Raw genomic sequence first — 16,105 nt, 5'->3', positions numbered from 1 at the left:
TATGGCTAGTTTTATATTTATTTAAATTTATCATGGATTTTTATTGCAAGATCTAAGCGATTTGCAATTGTGCTTATTCTATGGGCGGCAAGTAGCGCTAATATATTTGCTAGTGAAATAACTTTTATTAAATCTTCGGGGGGATAATCTGGTTGACCGTCACTGACTGTAAATCGCCTGCCTGCTTGTTGAATTCCACAGTGTGTATAGCTACACATCGTTTTGTAATGTTTATTTTTTAAATCGGAAAGTGTTTTCTCTTGGTATGCTTCATTTTGCTCAATGGCCTCTAATAGTTGATTAAATTGTATATTAAGAGTGTCATCGATGTATTTGCTGATATCTGACTCGTGCGCACAGTCTAGCAACCATACCCCGCGAACATATGCTTCGAATACAAGACGCCATAGAGCAAATGAAGTTCCATTGAGGTTTGATTGCACAAGAATTGTTATGGTATTTGAATATTCAATTGCGACGTCAAAGCAACTTGTTGCTAGTGTGGTTTTTGTGTTGTTCGGGATGTCCAATCCGTCTAATTGGCATTGAATCCAATGATGTAACTCCATGGATTGCCGAATTTGAGAGTGCAGCATATAGGGCCTCGTGGGTTGTTTCGGGTGAGACCCCATAGCTGAGGCTTGCCAAGTTATAGTACAAATCGTGGTGCTTTATTTTCCTCTGTAAATAGATGAGAATGTGGCAGAAGATATTGTTTCACAGTTTCAAAAAGCATTTACTTCACCGCATCCTTAGGCTTATCCAATAATCGGATTTCTTCTTTTAGCCATTGCTCATCCTCAGAGCCCACTTCCAGCAAAATCAGCAATTTATTCCACCACTCTTTAGCGGCGGCCTTGTCGCCACGCTCTACGGCGGCGCTGCCGGCCAGCATGAGGGCATCGGGCTCGCTGGCGTTGACGGAGAGCGATTTGACGAGCAGCTCGGTTGGACGTCCTTTGAAGCTTTTCTGCTCGATGGCGAGTACGCCTGCAAAGCGGGCGATTTCTCCTGCGTCTTTTTCAATGGCTGGCCATGCTTTTTCGTAAGCGCTGATTGCTTCCGCGTAGCGGGCTTGTGATCGGTAGCTGCGTGCCAGCATCAGCCAGCCTTGCTGATCGTTTGGCTCTAAAACCATCCGTGCTTCAAGCTTTTTGACCATGGCGGCGATTTCATTCGGGCCGATGTCAGGGCGCTGGCGCGTGCTTGGGTCTAGCGCGGTGGGCGTGCCCAGTTTGAAATACAGGCCGCCTGCTGCCAGAGGCAGTAATAGCAATATCGTAATAACCAGGCCACGTGCAGATTGCTCGTTCAGTGTTGGGCTGGCGTTGCCTACTTCATTAATCAGGCGGTTTTCAGCTTCCTGGCGGGCGATAATGTGATCGCTCCCGCTTAATCGGCCATAGCGTAAGTCTTCATCCAGCTCGGCCAGAATGGTGTCGTGCAGGGCATAGCGCGCGCGGCGAATATCGCCCGCTTGCGAGCGTCCTTTAAGCAGCGGCCAGATCAGCGCGGCCAGTGTGATGACTACCATCAGTGCGCAGATCAGGGTAAATAAGCCAAAGTGCGATGCGTTCATTGCGTGTCCTTGCCATTGTTGGTGCCATCAAACTCTGCTCGCAAAGCTGCCAGCCGGGCTGGATCGGCCTCGCCGGGGGCGGCCTTCCGGCGGCGGATTTGCCGCAGCAGCAGAAACAAACCAATCAGGAGTAATAGCGGTGGTAACAGCCATAAAAGCAGCGTTCTGGTCTTGAATGGCGGGCGGTAAGTGACAAAGTCACCGTAACGATCGGTGAGGTGGCGGATGATTTGCGGGTTGCTGTCGCCTGCGGCAATGCGCTCACGCACTTCGCGGCGCAGGTCTTCGGCCAGTGGCGCACGCGAGCTGGCAAGGCTTTCGTTCTGGCAAACCAGACAGCGCAGCTCGGCAGACAATTCGACCAACCGCGCATTCGCGGCCACATCGCTGGCCGCTGGCGCAGCCACCTTGGCTGCTGCGGGCAGCATCAGTGCAAGCCATAATCCACATATAGCCAGAGTACTAAAACCCAAACTTTGAACCACAGAGAAAAAGGCGGGCACGGAGAGCCACGGAGAATACCAAGCTTGTGTAATGCCGTGTTCTCTGTGGTGCTTGGCCTGGGTTTTAATATGTTGTGTTTTAAAATATGCCAATAAGCGGTGGTTATTCATAATCGTGCCTTTTGCAGCTCAGGCAGAAGGATGTTTTTAAAGATGTCGGGGGTGACCGCGCCGATGTGTTTGTAAGCGATATTGCCATTTTTATCGATCACAAAAGTTTCGGGCACACCATATACGCCGTAATCAATGCCCACTCTGCCATCCCTGTCTGCCACCACTACGTTGTAAGGATTGCCACGGCTTTGCAGCCATTGTCTGGCGTCCTTATCCAAGTCTTTATAAGCCAGACCAACGATGGTGACTTTGTGCTCTGAGGCAATTTGGTTGAGTACCGGGTGCTCCTGTATGCAGGCGCTGCACCATGAGGCCCACACATTGAGCAGCCACGCCTGGCCCTTGAGGCTGGCAGGCGAAAACTGCCCTGTGGCATCCAGGCGATCAAGCTTAAATTGCGGCGCAGGCTTGCCGATCAGCACAGAAGGAATTTCTCGCGGATTAAGCGTTAAACCCACCGCCAGCAGCAATGCCAGTGCCGCAAAAATAACTAAAGGAATAAAGCGTTTCATTAAAACTTCCTAAGCTGCATAAATGGTCTGCAGACACAGAGAACGGGGAGAAAAAATGTTGAAAAACTCAAAAATTGAACCACGGAGGGCACAGGGAACACAGAGAAAACCAATGCCTTAAGCAACATTGAGTTTGTGTGTGTTTGAATCTTTTTCTCCGTGTTTTCGGCGTCCTCGTTTAGCTCAGTGTCTGCAGATTTTAGGGTTTATTCGTCTGTGTGCTTTTTAGCTACACGCTTCTGGCGATAGCGGCGGTCAGACAAGGCGATGGCTCCGCCCAGCGCCATTAATAAGCAGCCGTACCAGATCCAGCCAACCAGCGGTTTGTAATGCACACGCACCAGCCAGTCGCCGGTAAATGGATTGTCGCCCAGTGGTTCGCCAAGGGAGACGTAGATATCTTTGATTGCCGTATGGTGAATCGCCGCTTCGGTCATAGGCATTTGGCTGGAGAAGTACTGGCGTTTTTCGGGTTGCATCACGCTGATGGCCTTGCCGTTTTGGCTGAGCGTCAGTTGCCCTGTGAGCGCGGCGTAATTGCTGGCTCGGGTTGATTTTACCGAGTCAAAACTGAGGGTGTAGCCCGCAATTTTGTGCGTGTCGCCAAAGGCCATGCGTAAATCATCTTCGTGCTCGTAGCTTGATACTACCGTCACGCCCGCTACAAATACGGCAATACCAAAGTGGGCGATATGCATGCCGGAAAAAGCCGCAGGCACATTGCACAGTGCCTTCCACCATGTGATGCCATTGCGGCGGTTGCTGATTAAGCGGCGGCTCCAGTCACGCAGCGAGGTGATTGCCACCCAAAGTGCCACGGCAAGTGCGGCAGCCACTCCCCATTTCCAAGATCCCCAACACAGCGGCAGCAAGATGCCGCCCACAATCGCCAAAATCATCGGGCCGTAATAAGCCAGCCACAGGCTGTGGCCATCCTGGTTTTTCCAGCGCACGCTGCCGCTTAAGCCCATCAGCAGCAGGGCGGGCATCATCAGTGGAATAAACACGCTGTTGAAATAAGGCGGGCCGACAGAGAGCTTGCCCTGGCCGAGCGCGTCAATCAGCAGCGGGTAAAGCGTGCCAAGGAAAACCGTGGCACAGGCCACAACTAAAATCACATTATTGGCAAGCAGCAGTGCTTCGCGTGAACACCAGTTAAATGCGCCGCCGCCCTCCAGCAAGGGCGCACGCCAGGCATACAGCGCCAGCGATGCGCCGATCACCACGCAGAGAAAAATCAAAATAAATAAGCCGCGCGCCGGATCGGTGGCAAAGGCGTGCACCGAAGTCAGTACGCCAGAGCGCACTAAAAATGTTCCTAAGAGTGAGAGCGAAAAGGTGCCAATGGCCAGCAATACTGTCCAGTGCTTAAAAGCATTGCGTTTTTCGGCCACGGCCAGCGAGTGAATCAGCGCCGTTCCGGCCAGCCAGGGCATAAAGGAGGCGTTTTCAACCGGATCCCAAAACCACCAGCCGCCCCAGCCCAATTCGTAATATGCCCACGCGCTGCCCAGCATAATGCCCAGCGTGAGCGATACCCATGCGGCGGCGGTCCAGGGGCGGCTCCAGCGCGCCCAGCTGGCGTCTAAGCGGCCAGAAATTAGTGCGGCTACAGCAAAAGCGAAGGCCACAGAAAAGCCGACGTAACCCATATAAAGCAGTGGCGGATGAAGGATAAGCCCCAAGTCCTGCAGCAGCGGGTTTAAATCAGCGCCATTGCCGGGGGCGGGAAGCTGGCGGATAAAGGGGCTGGAGGTCAGTAAAATAAACAGATAAAGGCCGCTGCCTACCCAAGCCAATACGCCGCTGACTAAAGATTGCACCGAGAGGGGCAGGTTGCGTGCAAACACCGCCACCGCTGCGCCCCAGCCAGAGAGCATAAGCACCCAAAGCAAGAGCGAGCCTTCATGCCCGCCCCAAACAGCTGCAAATTTAAACCAGACCGGCAGCAGGCTGTTAGATTGCCGCGCCACATAGCGGATCGAAAAGTCGTCCTGTAAAAAAGCCGTGGCCAGCAGCGCAAAGGCCGCAGCGGTGAGTGCTAATTGCAACAGCGCCGCAGGTCTTGCGATGCGCATGGCGGGCAGCCACTGCTTAACCCCGCCCCAAATCCCCAGCGTGCCCTGCACCAGCGCCACCAGCAGCGCCAGAATTAGTGTGAAAGTACCGAGTTCACCAATCATTGTTTTTCCTGAGATTTATATCGCTTTTAAAACTCAAACCTTGCATCACAGAGAGCACGGCATCTCACATGGCGAATACTTACTTGCCCCCTCTGTGAAACTTCCTGCCTTTCCCTTAGCTCCCTGGTTCAAGGTTTGGGTTTGTTTGCTGCCGCTTTCTGATGCGCTTTGTTTACTGCATCCTGTGCTTCGGGTGGCATGTAGTTTTCGTCGTGTTTGGCGAGCACTTCGGTGGCGGTGAAGATGCCGTTTTCCCAAAGTCCTTCGGCCACTACGCCTTTGCCTTCTTTAAATAAATCCGGCAATAAGCCTCGAAATTGCACCGGGATGTTTTTATCAGTGTCGGTTACAGTAAAGCGAATACTGACGCCGTCGGCGGCGCGGATCAGGCTTTTATCCACCACCATCCCGCCCAGCCTGAAGGCCCTGCCATGCGGCGCTTCACCGTTGATGATTTGCGTTGGCGAGTAGAAAAACACCAGGTTCTGGCGAAAAGCATTCACAACAAAAAAAGTGACTAAAGCCAAAGTGATTAAAGCACCCACAATCCAAAATATACGTTTACGTCTGGGGGACATGGGTTTCTCCTTGATGATTCTTGATGGGTTTTTGTAATACGGGTGAAACCTGCGTATTTTTCAGTATCGCTCGCGGGTTTTGCCCCATAAATGCTAACCAAAGTCAAAAAGACCTTTTTAGTGCCTTCGGCACAGTGTTTAGGTGCGGGAATCCCCCGCGTGGGCCTCACTTTCTTGCTTCGCCAAGAAAGTAAGCAAAGAAGGCGACCCCACGAAACACGAAAGCCCCTGCGCTGCGGACAATCGAGTCGGCGGCAGGCGGGATTGGCTCGTTCCTCGCTCCCTGGCCGAAACCCCGCCCCGCTTGTTCCTCGCTCCGGCGTGTTTCAAGGGGACTTTAAAAGCCCTGTGCAAAGAGCGTGGTTGTTATGCTTTTTCGCTGTTTGCTAATGAAAAAACAATTTGGTTAGTGCATATGGGGCTTCACCCGCCCTACAAGAGTGATGAATGCTCATATTCCTCATTCTCCATCTCTTGTGCTAAAGCCCTTCTTCTTAAATGCTGAATCACTTGCTTACGTTGCTGCCTGATTAATAGCCATTCCATGCCCAGCCCAAAAACACAGGCGATGAAAGAGCCCCACACATATAAGCCGTATCCACCCATATGGATAAAATCGCTGAAGCTGGCCCAGTAGAGGATTGAGAACATTATTTTTCTCCTTGGGCGATGCGCTCTTTTACCCAGCGGGCGCGGCTTTCGCGCTGCAAAATCAGCGTGCGAACGCGGGATAAGCAGGTAGCGATGCTGTACATCCATGCCGCCAGTGACATCACCAGCATGGCAATCAGCATGGTGCTGGCCATGCGGCTGCCGTTCTCCATCGAGATAGACGCGCCCTGGTGCAGGGTGTTCCACCATTTCACTGAGAAATAAATCACCGGCACATTAAATACGCCGACGATGGCTAATACTGAACCGGCCTTGTCGGCGCGATCTGGCTCATCAATGCTGCGGGTGAGGGCGATAAAGCCCAGGTACAGAAAAAACAGCAGCAACATCGAGGTAAGCCGTGCATCCCACACCCACCAGGTTCCCCACATCGGCTTGCCCCACAGTGCTCCGGTGAACAGCGATAAAAATGCCATCAGCGCACCCGTCGGGGCTAAAGCTTGCGCCATCATCGCGGATAAGCGGGTGCGCAGAACCAGATGCATCACCGACCAGAACGCCATCACGATATAAATAAACATCGCCATCCAGCTGGTGGGCACATGCAGAAAAATAATCCGATAGCCTTCACCCTGCTGCGCGTCACCCGGCGCAATAGCAAAGCCCAGCCACAGCCCCACAGCACAGCATAAGAGGGCTGCAACCATAAATAGCGGGATCAGCCTTCCTGCCAGCGGATAAAACTGCATGGGGGAGGCAAAAGAAAATAAATTCAGCCAGCGCGGGCCGTTATGGCTTGGTTTCATTGTTCCCCTGAATGTTTCTTGTGTGGGTTTCACCTGGCCTATAGCGCATCAGCTTTTAGTCCATTTGTCATAGTATTAACTGATGATATTCAGCGATCTTCTTTTTAGTGCTTTCGGCACGTTGTTTTTGGTGCGGGCGTCCCGCCGGACCCTTGCAAAATAGCTTCATTCAAATTTTGTTTTTCTCTGTGAAACTCTGTGTGTTTTGTTGTTCAAAATTTGGGTTTTCGTTGTGTAACATCAAGTATTAAGCCTGGCTATTCAACCGCCAGTCTCACCGCCATCGCCGCCAGCCAGGGTGCAAGAAACAGCGTTCCGCAAAGAATGGCGGCGAGCAAGGATAACTCGGCCATGCCAGATAAGCCGCCAGCCACCGCGGCGACAGCGCCGCTGCCAAAAATCAGTACTGGTGCATAAAGCGGCAAGACCAACAGCGCCAATAACATCTCTCCCTGACGTACGCCCAAAGTCAGCGCTGCGCCTATGCTGCCTAATGCGCTGAGCGCAGGTGTGCCGAGCAGTAAGCTGGCCATCAGCATCAGCAGGGTGTCGCTTTCCAGCCCGTATTGAATGCCTAAAAGGGGGGCGATCAAGGTGAGCGGGATGCCGGTGGTCAGCCAGTGGGCGGTCAGCTTGCCTGCCACCATCACACTGGCTGGGGCTGGGGCGATTAAAAGCTGCTCCAGGCTGCCATCTTGCCAGTCGTTATTAAATAGCCGGGGCAGGGCAAGCAGATTGGCGAGGATGACCGCCACCCACAGCACGCCAGGGCCGATACGGGCCAGCAGCTTAGGCTCGGGGCCGATGGCGAGTGGAAACAGACAGGCGACTAAAACAAAAAACACCACGCCCACCAGCAAATCGCCGCGCTGCTGCCAGGCCAGTAATAAATCGCGGCGAACAATCGCGAAAAAGAAGCGCGTGCTGCTCATGCTGCGCTGTCCTGGCTTAAATCCAGCTCAATAATGTTTTGAATGGCATCAGGCAGGGCCTGATGCGAGGTCAGAATCACCATGCCGCCGCAGCGGGTATGCTGGGCTATCCACTCACCCAACTGATTTTGTGCGGCTTGATCGAGCGCCACAAAAGGCTCGTCCAGCAGCCAGAGCGGGCGGCTTATGGCGAGTAGTTTTGCCAGCGCAGCGCGTTTTTTTTGCCCTTGCGACAGGGTGCGGACAGCCAGGTCGCTCTGCCGGATGAGGCCTGCCTGGGCCAGCGTTTTAAGAGCAGAAGCTTCGCTTAAAGCCTGCCCTGACACATCGGCCGCAAGCTTTAAATTGGCCAGCGGGCTGAGTAAATCTTTTAAGCCATCTTTGTGGCCCAGGTAATGCAGCGCGGCGTAGTAATCATCGCCCCAAGCTGCCAATGCCTTGCCCTGCCAGGTGATTTCGCCAGCCTGCGCCGTGCTCAGCCCCGCCAGCATTTTAAGCAAGCTCGTTTTACCCGCACCGTTCGCGCCGCGCAGGTGCAGGCATTGCCCCGCATTCAGGGCAAAAGACAGGTCGGTAAAAAGGGGGCGATCAGCGCGCTCTGCTGAAAGTCTGGATACAGAAAGCATGGGTCAGTAGTCAGTCAAGTTGGAAAAAGCAGCTTAGACATCGATGTTTTTTTGCCTGGCAAGTTTTCTGGCTCAGCGCAATGGTGAATGAAACGCCAACAGATCCCAGTATAGGGATGTAGCGCTTTTTGCTGACAGGTATTTGGGCCTATCTCAGAAGAGGTAGTCCTAAATGCAACAGGCTAACTCACAGGCTTGGCGTTATAGTGGGAGGTGACGATTTGGGAATGTTTAAAGGGTGTATGTATGGGCAGGGTGGGGTACGTTTTTGTGCCTGCGCAGTCATCTGCAATAAATTCCCTGCTGCAGATTGTCAGAATATACGTTGTTGACCTGTCATAAATCGCCATATAGTGCGACTAATGATGAGCTTCATTGAAAGCTGCTTTCTCCTCCGATTTAAGGAAGCCTGATGTTTGCCTCACCGATTGCTCCCTTACAAGATCGCTTTGGCCGCGCCATACGCTACCTGCGTTTATCGGTAACGGATCGCTGTGATTTGCGCTGTAATTACTGCCTGCCTAAAGGCTTTAATGGTTATGAAGAGCCTGCAAACTGGCTGAGCTTTGATGAAATGACTCGCCTGGTGGGCATCTTTGCCCAAGCAGGTGTTTCGCGCGTGCGCCTGACCGGGGGCGAGCCTTTGCTGCGGCATAACTTACCTGAGCTGGCGGCCAGATTATCTGCGCTTCCAGGGGTGGAAGATTTATCGCTCTCAACTAATGCAACGCAACTGGTCAAACATGCCGCAGCGCTAAAAGCCGCTGGCGTGAAGCGCATCAATGTCAGCCTCGATTCGCTGGATAAAGGCTGTATTAATACGATTACCGGCCGCGATAGTTTCGACGCCATTATGGCTGGGATTATGGCGGGCAAGGCCGCTGGCTTTGACCCGATTAAGCTCAATATGGTGGCGATGCGCGGTGTGAACGAGCATGAAATCAAGCGCATGGTGGCGTTTTGCCTTGAGAATGATTTTATTTTGCGCCTGATCGAAGCCATGCCCATGGGCAGCACTGGCCGCAATGCGCAGTATTTAGATTTAAACCCTGTGCGTGAACAGCTGGTTGCAGAGTTTGGCCTGATTCCAGAAGTGGCCGAGTTGGGCGGCGGGCCTGCGCGTTACTGGCAAACCTGCGACGGCAGCGGGCGGGTTGGCTTTATTACGCCGATTTCGCAGCACTTTTGTGCCACCTGTAATCGGGTCAGGCTGGCCGTGGATGGCACTTTATATATGTGCCTGGGCCAGGAAGAAAAGTTTGAATTTGCACCGCTGCTGCGGGGCGGGGCAAGCGATGCAGAGCTCTTAGCCGCGCTCAAATCCGCCATCGAGCTAAAACCAGAGCGCCACGAGTTTAAAGAGCAACCCGGAAAAATCATCCGCTTTATGTCCCAAACGGGGGGCTGATTTTTTAAAATAGCTATTACCCCAGCTTTATCCCTTGCTCCACAGCCCAAATTGCCGCTTCCAATCGGGAGCGGAAGTTTAGTTTTCTGAGCAGGCTTTTGACGTGCACTTTCACCGTGCCTTCCGCAATACCCAGCTCTCTGCCGACCAGTTTGTTGGATAACCCATTGGCGAGACAGCCCAGGATTTCCCGTTCCCGTTCAGTGAGGGATGCCATCATGGCATTGCGCTCGCTGCCATCGTCTTCACGCATCGCTAAGGCCAGGACGCGGCCAAGCCGCTCCGGGATGGCCATCTGGCCATCCAGTGCCTCGGCCAGGCTGGCTACGATTTCCTCCGGCTCCATATCTTTGAGTAAATAGCCATCGGCACCTGCCCGCACTGCTGCAACCAGATCGGATGATTGATCGGATACGGTGAGCATCACCACCCGTGAATCCAGATCCAGCTCTTTAATGGCACGCAAGGTGGCAATGCCATCCATCTCTTTCATGTTTAAATCCAGAATGACCAGATCCGGATTATTGGCTTCCACCACAAGCAGGCCCTCTGAGCCGCTTGCGGCTTCGCCAACGATGTTAAACCGGCTGTCTAAGGCTAAAAGCTGGATCACGCCTTTGCGAAACAGGGGGTGATCATCAATCACCACCACGGTATATTTGTCGCTCATATTGCACTTCCTTTTGCCGCTGCGGCATATCGGGGGATCATTGTGAGTTGCCTTTTGCCACAAGGGTATTCGGCGTGAATTGTAAGGAGACCAGGGTGCCACTGGGAAGCTGGCGGGCGATGCCCAGCTCTCCGTGCAGGCTGTGGGCGCGGTCGCGCATAATGCCTAAGCCATAGTGCTGTTTTTTATCCGGGTGGTCTTTGATGCCCAGGCCATCGTCTCTGATGGTGACCAAAATGGTGTGGTTCAGCCAGGTCAGCGTGACCCATGCGTGCTTAGCATGGGCGTGGCGTTCGATATTGGCGAGTGCTTCACGCACTATTTGCAGAATGTGGATTTCTTCATGGGCGCTCAGCTCAACCCCCATCAGCTGATTGTCCAGCAGTACCGGATGCGCTGCCCGCTCAGAGAATTCCTGCACGGTTTGCTCCAGCGCTTCGGCCAGCCCCCGCTCGTGCATTTGCAGGCGAAAAGTATTGAGCAGCTCGCGCAGCTGGCGGTAAGCATCATTTAATCCCTGGCGTAATTCTGTGAGCACGGCTTCTGCTGTGGCGCTGCGGGCCGCTTCGGGGAATTCGGTTTGCAGGCGCACCACCTGGATTTTTAAATAAGATAGAGATTGCGCTAAAGAATCATGCAGCTCGCGCGCAATCACCGATCGTTCTTCATGCAGTGCCAGGCGGTGCAGTGCCTGCGTGCGTTTGGCATTGGCCAGCGCTGTGCCAATTTGTCGCGCCACGGCTTCCAGTAATTGCTGTTGCCAATCGGCTAGTTTTTGGCCGGGCTTAAGTTGAATGGGCATAATGCCGTAGTTTTTTCGCCCGTCAGTCAGCTGAAAAACAGGGTAATTGCTGGATTGAGCGGGCGAGCCTGTGGCTTCGCTGCAGCTGGCACAGGCTCTTTGATCGCAATGTGCGCTGGGCTGATTGGCGATCACGGCAAGGCGAAAGGCCAGCGGGGCCTGTTCTGTTTCGGTGATGCAAATGGCGGCGTGTTCCAGCCCGATCACGCTGCCTATATCGCTTAATACTTCATCAAAGGTGGTCTGATCCGGCTCCTGATCAGATAAGCGCTGTTTAATACGGTAGAGAAGCTCCAGGCTGCGCTGGTTTTGCGATAAGGCCTTGGTTTTTTCGCTGACTCGCGATTCCAGCTCGCCAATGCCACGCGCCAGTTCGGCCACCATATGGTTAATGGCCTGGCCAAGCTGGGTGATTTCACCCGCGCCGTCTTCTGGAGCCCGCACACTTAAATCACCATTTTTTACTTTGCTGGCGGTATGGGCCATGGCGATCAGCGGCCGGGTAACGCGTTGTGAAAGCCAGCGCAAAGTGCCCATCAGCACAATCAGCATAATGCCCAGGCTAATCCATTGAATGCGCCCCAGCCAGATCAGCCGCGCTTCGTGCCTGGCCTCTATCGCCTCTACATAGGCATCAATTAAAGAGACAAAGCGAATGGCTCTGAGCAGCAGGCTGCCATCGGGCAGGCTGTTGAGCTGGGATAAGTCATTTTTGACTTCGGTACGCCAGGTCATTTCCATGCGGTTGTAGTGGGTGCGTACCGGATCATCCGCCTGATCAGGCAGGTTATTCAGCAGAATGGGGTGGTAAAGGCGTTGTTCAAATTCATCGACCACTTCTTGCAGCAGGGGGCGGCTGCCGGGTACCGGGGCAGGCGGCGATTGGTGGGTGGCCACAATTAAATACACCTGCTTACGTAAGGAGCCCGCCAGATTAATTGCCGCGCCTTCACCCGTGGAGCGCACGACAGTGCTCCAGCTCATAAAGAAAGCCAGAAACGCGGGCAAAACCATCAGTAATAAGGCACGGGCAATAAACTGCAAAATTGACGCCTGGCGGAAAAAATCCCCAATACGCATACGCACTACCTCCAAATTTCCATTTCTGCCGACCTGCGGCAGGGGGCTCATTTTTAAGCTTGAAAGGCATGTGGCCTGCCAGACCTGTTTTTTTGGGGACGGCTGCCTGAAATGCCGCCAGATAAGGGCTGGCATAGGGCAAGGTAGCAAAACATAGCTTAATTGCCTGCATTTCGCCATGTGCTTTCTGAGTGAGGCAAGTCTTTGATTTGTTGAGATTACCCCTAAGTGGGTAGGGGTGTGGCGGGCACTACGCCTTACACCTCTAAAGAGGCATTGTATGTATTACAGCTGCAGCCTAGTCTTAAAAACTTACTCATCCGGATGAATTGCCGTTGTGGATCCTTCCCGCCGTAATTTACTTTTTGGCCGCCGCCCGCAAACGCCCGCTGCGCCGCGCCCCCCCTGGGCAAGCACGTCTTTTGCTGATCGCTGCACACATTGTGGCGATTGCATACGCGCATGCCCGCAGCAAATTATCAAAACAGGTGAGGGTGGTTTCCCTGTGGTGGATTTTGCTCAGGCCGAATGCACTTTTTGCGGCGATTGCGCGCGCGCCTGTACGCCTTTGGCGCTTGATCAAAGCATCAGCCCGCCCTGGAAAATCTACGCACAAATCAATGCCAGCTGCCTGGCCGATCGCGGTGTTGAATGCCGGATTTGTGGTGAGGTCTGTGATGAGCAGGCGATTCGTTTTCAGCTGGCCGTTGGCAAAGTGGCCCATCCCCTTGTGAGTGCTGAGCAATGCACCGGCTGTGGTGCCTGTGTTTCATCCTGCCCAAGCCAGAGTATTCGTTTGTTGGAGTTGATCGCATGAATATTTTCAGCATGGTGATCCGGGCCGTTCCCGATCATCTGGAAGTCGTCAAAGCTGCAGTCCTTGCCGTGCCAGGGGTGGAGTTACACCTAGAGCATGAAGGGCGGCTGATTATTACTATCGAGGATGTGCCCGGTGTCCGGTCCTCTGATCTGCTCAAAAAAATTCAGGATATTCCCCATATTGCATCGGCCACACTGGCTTATGAGTATTGCGACGAAGAAATGCCACCACCCCCTTCATTGAAATCAAAAAAATCTGAGGAGCGCTCATCATGAGCTTGGACCGCCGTGAGTTTATTAAAATTTCTGCCGTAGCTGCTGCGGCAGCCAGTGCGGGTATCCCGCTGGCTGGCGCTGCGCCTAAGCCTATGCCGGCCACGGCGGGCGATGGTCAAAGCGCCATTCGCTGGGATAAAGCACCCTGTCGGTTCTGCGGTACGGGCTGTGCAGTACTCGTGGGCACCCAAAATGGCCGTGTAGTGGCCACACAAGGTGATCCTGATGCAGAAGTAAACCGGGGTTTAAATTGTGTAAAAGGGTATTTCCTTTCCAAAATTATGTATGGCGAAGACCGCTTAACCCAGCCCTTGCTGCGTAAGAAAAACGGCCAGTATCACAAAGATGGTGAATTCACTCCCGTAAGCTGGGATGAAGCCTTTGCCATTATGGAGCTTAAATGGAAAGACGCGATTAAAACCAGCGGGCCGGAATCAGTAGCGATGTTTGGCTCGGGGCAGTGGACCATTTACGAGGGCTATGCCGCATCCAAGCTGATGAAGGCAGGCTTCAGATCCAATAATATTGACCCCAACGCTCGTCACTGTATGGCCAGCGCGGTAACCGGCTTTATGCGTACCTTTGGTATGGATGAGCCTATGGGCTGTTACGACGACATCGAGGCCGCAGATGCCTTTGTGCTGTGGGGCTCGAATATGGCAGAAATGCACCCGATTTTATGGAGCCGTATTACCGACCGGCGTTTATCTAACCCTAAAGTAAAAGTCGCTGTGTTATCGACTTATGAGCACCGCTCGTTCGAGCTGGCCGATATTGGCTATGGCCTGGTGTTTACTCCGCAAACCGATCTGGCAATGATGAATTTTATCTGCCACCACATCATCAAAACTGGTCGCGTTAATCAAAAGTTTGTAAAAGATCACTGTAATTTCAAAATTGGTGAGACCGATATCGGATACGGCCTCCGCCCAAAAAATCCATTAGAAGTCAATGCCAAAGCCAATGGTTATCCGGATGCAAGTGGTAAACCCAGAACCAACCCTAATGATATGAAAGACGGCTCATTCGAGCAGTTTTCCAAATTCGTATCCGATTACACGGTGGATAAAGTCAGCAAGCTTTGCGGCATTCCCGAAGACCGGCTGATTGCGCTGGCCGAGCTGTACGCCGATCCAAAAATCAAAGTCACCTCGTTCTGGACCATGGGTTTTAATCAGCACACCCGTGGCACATGGGCGAACAATATGATTTACAACATTCATTTGCTGACCGGCAAGATTGCCGAGCCGGGCAATAGCCCGTTTTCCTTAACAGGCCAGCCTTCGGCCTGTGGTACGGCGCGTGAAGTGGGCACTTTTGCTCACCGTCTGCCTGCCGATATGGTGGTGACGAATCCTGAGCACCGCAAACATGCCGAAGAAATCTGGCGCATTCCTGATGGCACCATCCCTGGCAAAATTGGTTTGCACGCCGTAGCCATGGCGCGGGCGATTAAAGATGGCAAGGTAAAAGCCTACTGGCAGATGTGTAATAACAATATGCAGGCCGGCCCAAATATTAATGAAGAACTCTATCCTGGCTGGCGCAGGCCAGACACCTTTATTGTGGTGTCTGATCCTTATCCAACCGCATCCACACTGGCTGCCGATCTGGTCTTGCCAACGGCAATGTGGGTAGAAAAAGAAGGTGGCTTTGGTAATGCCGAGCGCCGTACCCAGCTGTGGCGTCAGCAGGTGGATGCGCCGGGTGACGCCAAGTCTGACTTGTGGCAGCTGATGCAGTTTGCCAAGCGCTTTAAGGTAGAAGACGTTTGGCCCGCCGACTTAATTGCCAAGCAGCCTGCAGTAAAAGGCAAAACCCTGTACGACGTGCTGTATGTAAATGGCAATGTCGATAAATTTAAAGCGGCAGACCAGTTTAAAGGCTTTGAAAACGTGGAAGCCAAACTGGCCGGGTTTTATATCCAGAAAGGCTTGTTTGAAGAGTACGCCCAGTTTGGCCGCGGCCATGGCCACGATTTAGCACCGTTTGATCTGTATCACCAGGTGCGTGGTTTGCGCTGGCCGGTGGTGAATGGCAAAGAAACCAAATGGCGCTATCGCGAGGGCTACGATACTTACGTGAAAAAAGGCGAGGGCGTGCGTTTCTACGGTAATAAAGATGGCCGCGCCAATATTATTGCCCTGCCTTATCAGGCCCCGCCGGAAATGCCGGATGCCAACTTTGATATGTGGCTTTGTACTGGCCGTGTGCTGGAGCACTGGCATACCGGCACCATGACGCGCCGCGTGCCGGAGCTGCATAAAGCCGTGCCAGAGGCGATGGTGTTCATGAACCCGAACGACGCCAAAAAACGCGGCTTACAGCGCGGCATGCTGGTGAAAGTTTCATCCCGCCGCGGGGATATCCAAGCCCGCTTAGAAACTCGTGGCCGCAATAAACCGCCAATGGGGCTGATTTTTATCCCTTTCTTTGACGAAGGCCGCCTGGTGAATAAGCTGACGCTGGATGCCACCTGCCCGATATCCAAACAAACCGACTTTAAAAAATGCGCGGTGAAAGTGGTGAAGGCCTGATATTGAAGGGCGCACGCTAAGCCCGGCGAGCGGCAGTTTTGGCCGCCAGACGGGCGCAGTGCGCCACG

At 53.2% G+C, this 16,105-nt stretch carries 16 protein-coding genes; 4 read left to right on the top strand and 12 right to left on the bottom strand.

Going from position 1 to position 16,105, the window contains the following annotated elements; genetic code table 11:
• Nucleotides 1-17: 17 nt before the first annotated feature.
• The 10 genes from HA050_RS05855 to ccmA all read right to left on the bottom strand — a co-directional run bounded on the left by HA050_RS05855 (nucleotide 18) and on the right by ccmA (nucleotide 8,445).
• Nucleotides 18-596 carry a DUF6988 family protein gene (locus tag HA050_RS05855; RefSeq protein ID WP_166823273.1) on the bottom strand — a complete coding sequence of 193 codons (579 nt, stop codon included), beginning with the start codon at nucleotides 594-596 and terminating at the stop codon, nucleotides 18-20.
• Nucleotides 597-736: 140 nt separating this feature from the next.
• Nucleotides 737-1,579 carry a c-type cytochrome biogenesis protein CcmI gene (gene ccmI, locus HA050_RS05850; protein WP_166823270.1) on the bottom strand — a complete coding sequence of 281 codons (843 nt, stop codon included), beginning with the start codon at nucleotides 1,577-1,579 and terminating at the stop codon, nucleotides 737-739.
• Nucleotides 1,576-2,193, bottom strand: a complete 618-nt coding sequence (locus HA050_RS05845) for a cytochrome c-type biogenesis protein (RefSeq protein ID WP_166823266.1) — start codon at nucleotides 2,191-2,193, stop codon at nucleotides 1,576-1,578. The genes ccmI and HA050_RS05845 overlap by 4 nt, the downstream gene beginning before the upstream one ends.
• A complete protein-coding gene (locus tag HA050_RS05840; protein WP_166823263.1) occupies nucleotides 2,190-2,708 on the bottom strand; it encodes a DsbE family thiol:disulfide interchange protein in 519 nt (172 codons plus the stop codon). Before HA050_RS05840 ends, HA050_RS05845 begins: the two co-directional genes overlap by 4 nt.
• A 206-nt stretch (nucleotides 2,709-2,914) precedes the next feature.
• Nucleotides 2,915-4,891, bottom strand: coding sequence for a heme lyase CcmF/NrfE family subunit (locus tag HA050_RS05835; protein WP_166823260.1), 1,977 nt, complete (start codon nucleotides 4,889-4,891; stop codon nucleotides 2,915-2,917).
• Between the two features lie 128 nt (nucleotides 4,892-5,019).
• Nucleotides 5,020-5,469, bottom strand: a complete 450-nt coding sequence (gene ccmE, locus HA050_RS05830) for a cytochrome c maturation protein CcmE (RefSeq protein ID WP_166823257.1) — start codon at nucleotides 5,467-5,469, stop codon at nucleotides 5,020-5,022.
• A gap of 432 nt (nucleotides 5,470-5,901) precedes the next feature.
• Entirely contained in the window at nucleotides 5,902-6,120 is a 219-nt protein-coding gene (ccmD, locus tag HA050_RS05825; protein WP_166823254.1) for a heme exporter protein CcmD, read from the bottom strand.
• On the bottom strand, nucleotides 6,120-6,887 hold the full coding sequence (gene ccmC, locus HA050_RS05820; protein ID WP_166823251.1) for a heme ABC transporter permease CcmC: 768 nt from the start codon (nucleotides 6,885-6,887) through the stop codon (nucleotides 6,120-6,122). The genes ccmD and ccmC overlap by 1 nt, the downstream gene beginning before the upstream one ends.
• A 257-nt stretch (nucleotides 6,888-7,144) precedes the next feature.
• Nucleotides 7,145-7,819 (bottom strand): heme exporter protein CcmB, encoded by a 675-nt coding sequence (ccmB, locus tag HA050_RS05815; RefSeq protein ID WP_166823248.1) that lies wholly within the window; start codon nucleotides 7,817-7,819, stop codon nucleotides 7,145-7,147.
• Nucleotides 7,816-8,445: a cytochrome c biogenesis heme-transporting ATPase CcmA gene (gene ccmA, locus HA050_RS05810; protein ID WP_166823246.1), complete on the bottom strand. Its 630-nt coding sequence runs from the start codon at nucleotides 8,443-8,445 to the stop codon at nucleotides 7,816-7,818. Before ccmA ends, ccmB begins: the two co-directional genes overlap by 4 nt.
• A gap of 412 nt (nucleotides 8,446-8,857) precedes the next feature.
• Here ccmA and moaA point away from each other — a divergent pair, with 412 nt between their 5' ends.
• Nucleotides 8,858-9,853, top strand: a complete 996-nt coding sequence (gene moaA, locus HA050_RS05805) for a GTP 3',8-cyclase MoaA (protein ID WP_166823243.1) — start codon at nucleotides 8,858-8,860, stop codon at nucleotides 9,851-9,853.
• Nucleotides 9,854-9,869: 16 nt separating this feature from the next.
• Here the strand turns inward: moaA and narL are convergent, their stop codons facing one another.
• Entirely contained in the window at nucleotides 9,870-10,523 is a 654-nt protein-coding gene (gene narL, locus HA050_RS05800; protein WP_166823240.1) for a two-component system response regulator NarL, read from the bottom strand.
• Nucleotides 10,524-10,560: 37 nt separating this feature from the next.
• Nucleotides 10,561-12,405, bottom strand: coding sequence for a HAMP domain-containing protein (locus HA050_RS05795; RefSeq protein WP_166823237.1), 1,845 nt, complete (start codon nucleotides 12,403-12,405; stop codon nucleotides 10,561-10,563).
• A 337-nt stretch (nucleotides 12,406-12,742) separates the two neighbouring features.
• Between HA050_RS05795 and napF the strand changes: the two genes are divergently transcribed.
• Genes napF through napA form a run of 3 tightly spaced genes read left to right on the top strand, consistent with a single transcriptional unit; the run spans nucleotide 12,743 to nucleotide 16,037 of the window.
• Nucleotides 12,743-13,222 carry a ferredoxin-type protein NapF gene (gene napF / locus HA050_RS05790; RefSeq protein ID WP_205836305.1) on the top strand — a complete coding sequence of 160 codons (480 nt, stop codon included), beginning with the start codon at nucleotides 12,743-12,745 and terminating at the stop codon, nucleotides 13,220-13,222.
• A complete protein-coding gene (locus HA050_RS05785) occupies nucleotides 13,219-13,500 on the top strand; it encodes a chaperone NapD (protein ID WP_166823234.1) in 282 nt (93 codons plus the stop codon). Before napF ends, HA050_RS05785 begins: the two co-directional genes overlap by 4 nt.
• On the top strand, nucleotides 13,497-16,037 hold the full coding sequence (gene napA / locus HA050_RS05780) for a nitrate reductase catalytic subunit NapA (protein ID WP_166823231.1): 2,541 nt from the start codon (nucleotides 13,497-13,499) through the stop codon (nucleotides 16,035-16,037). Before HA050_RS05785 ends, napA begins: the two co-directional genes overlap by 4 nt.
• The last annotated feature ends 68 nt before the right edge of the window (nucleotides 16,038-16,105 follow it).

This window comes from Iodobacter violaceini (genome assembly GCF_011601265.1).
In the GTDB taxonomy this organism is placed as follows: domain Bacteria; phylum Pseudomonadota; class Gammaproteobacteria; order Burkholderiales; family Chitinibacteraceae; genus Iodobacter; species Iodobacter violaceini.
This window is presented reverse-complemented; position numbering and strand designations above follow the sequence as displayed.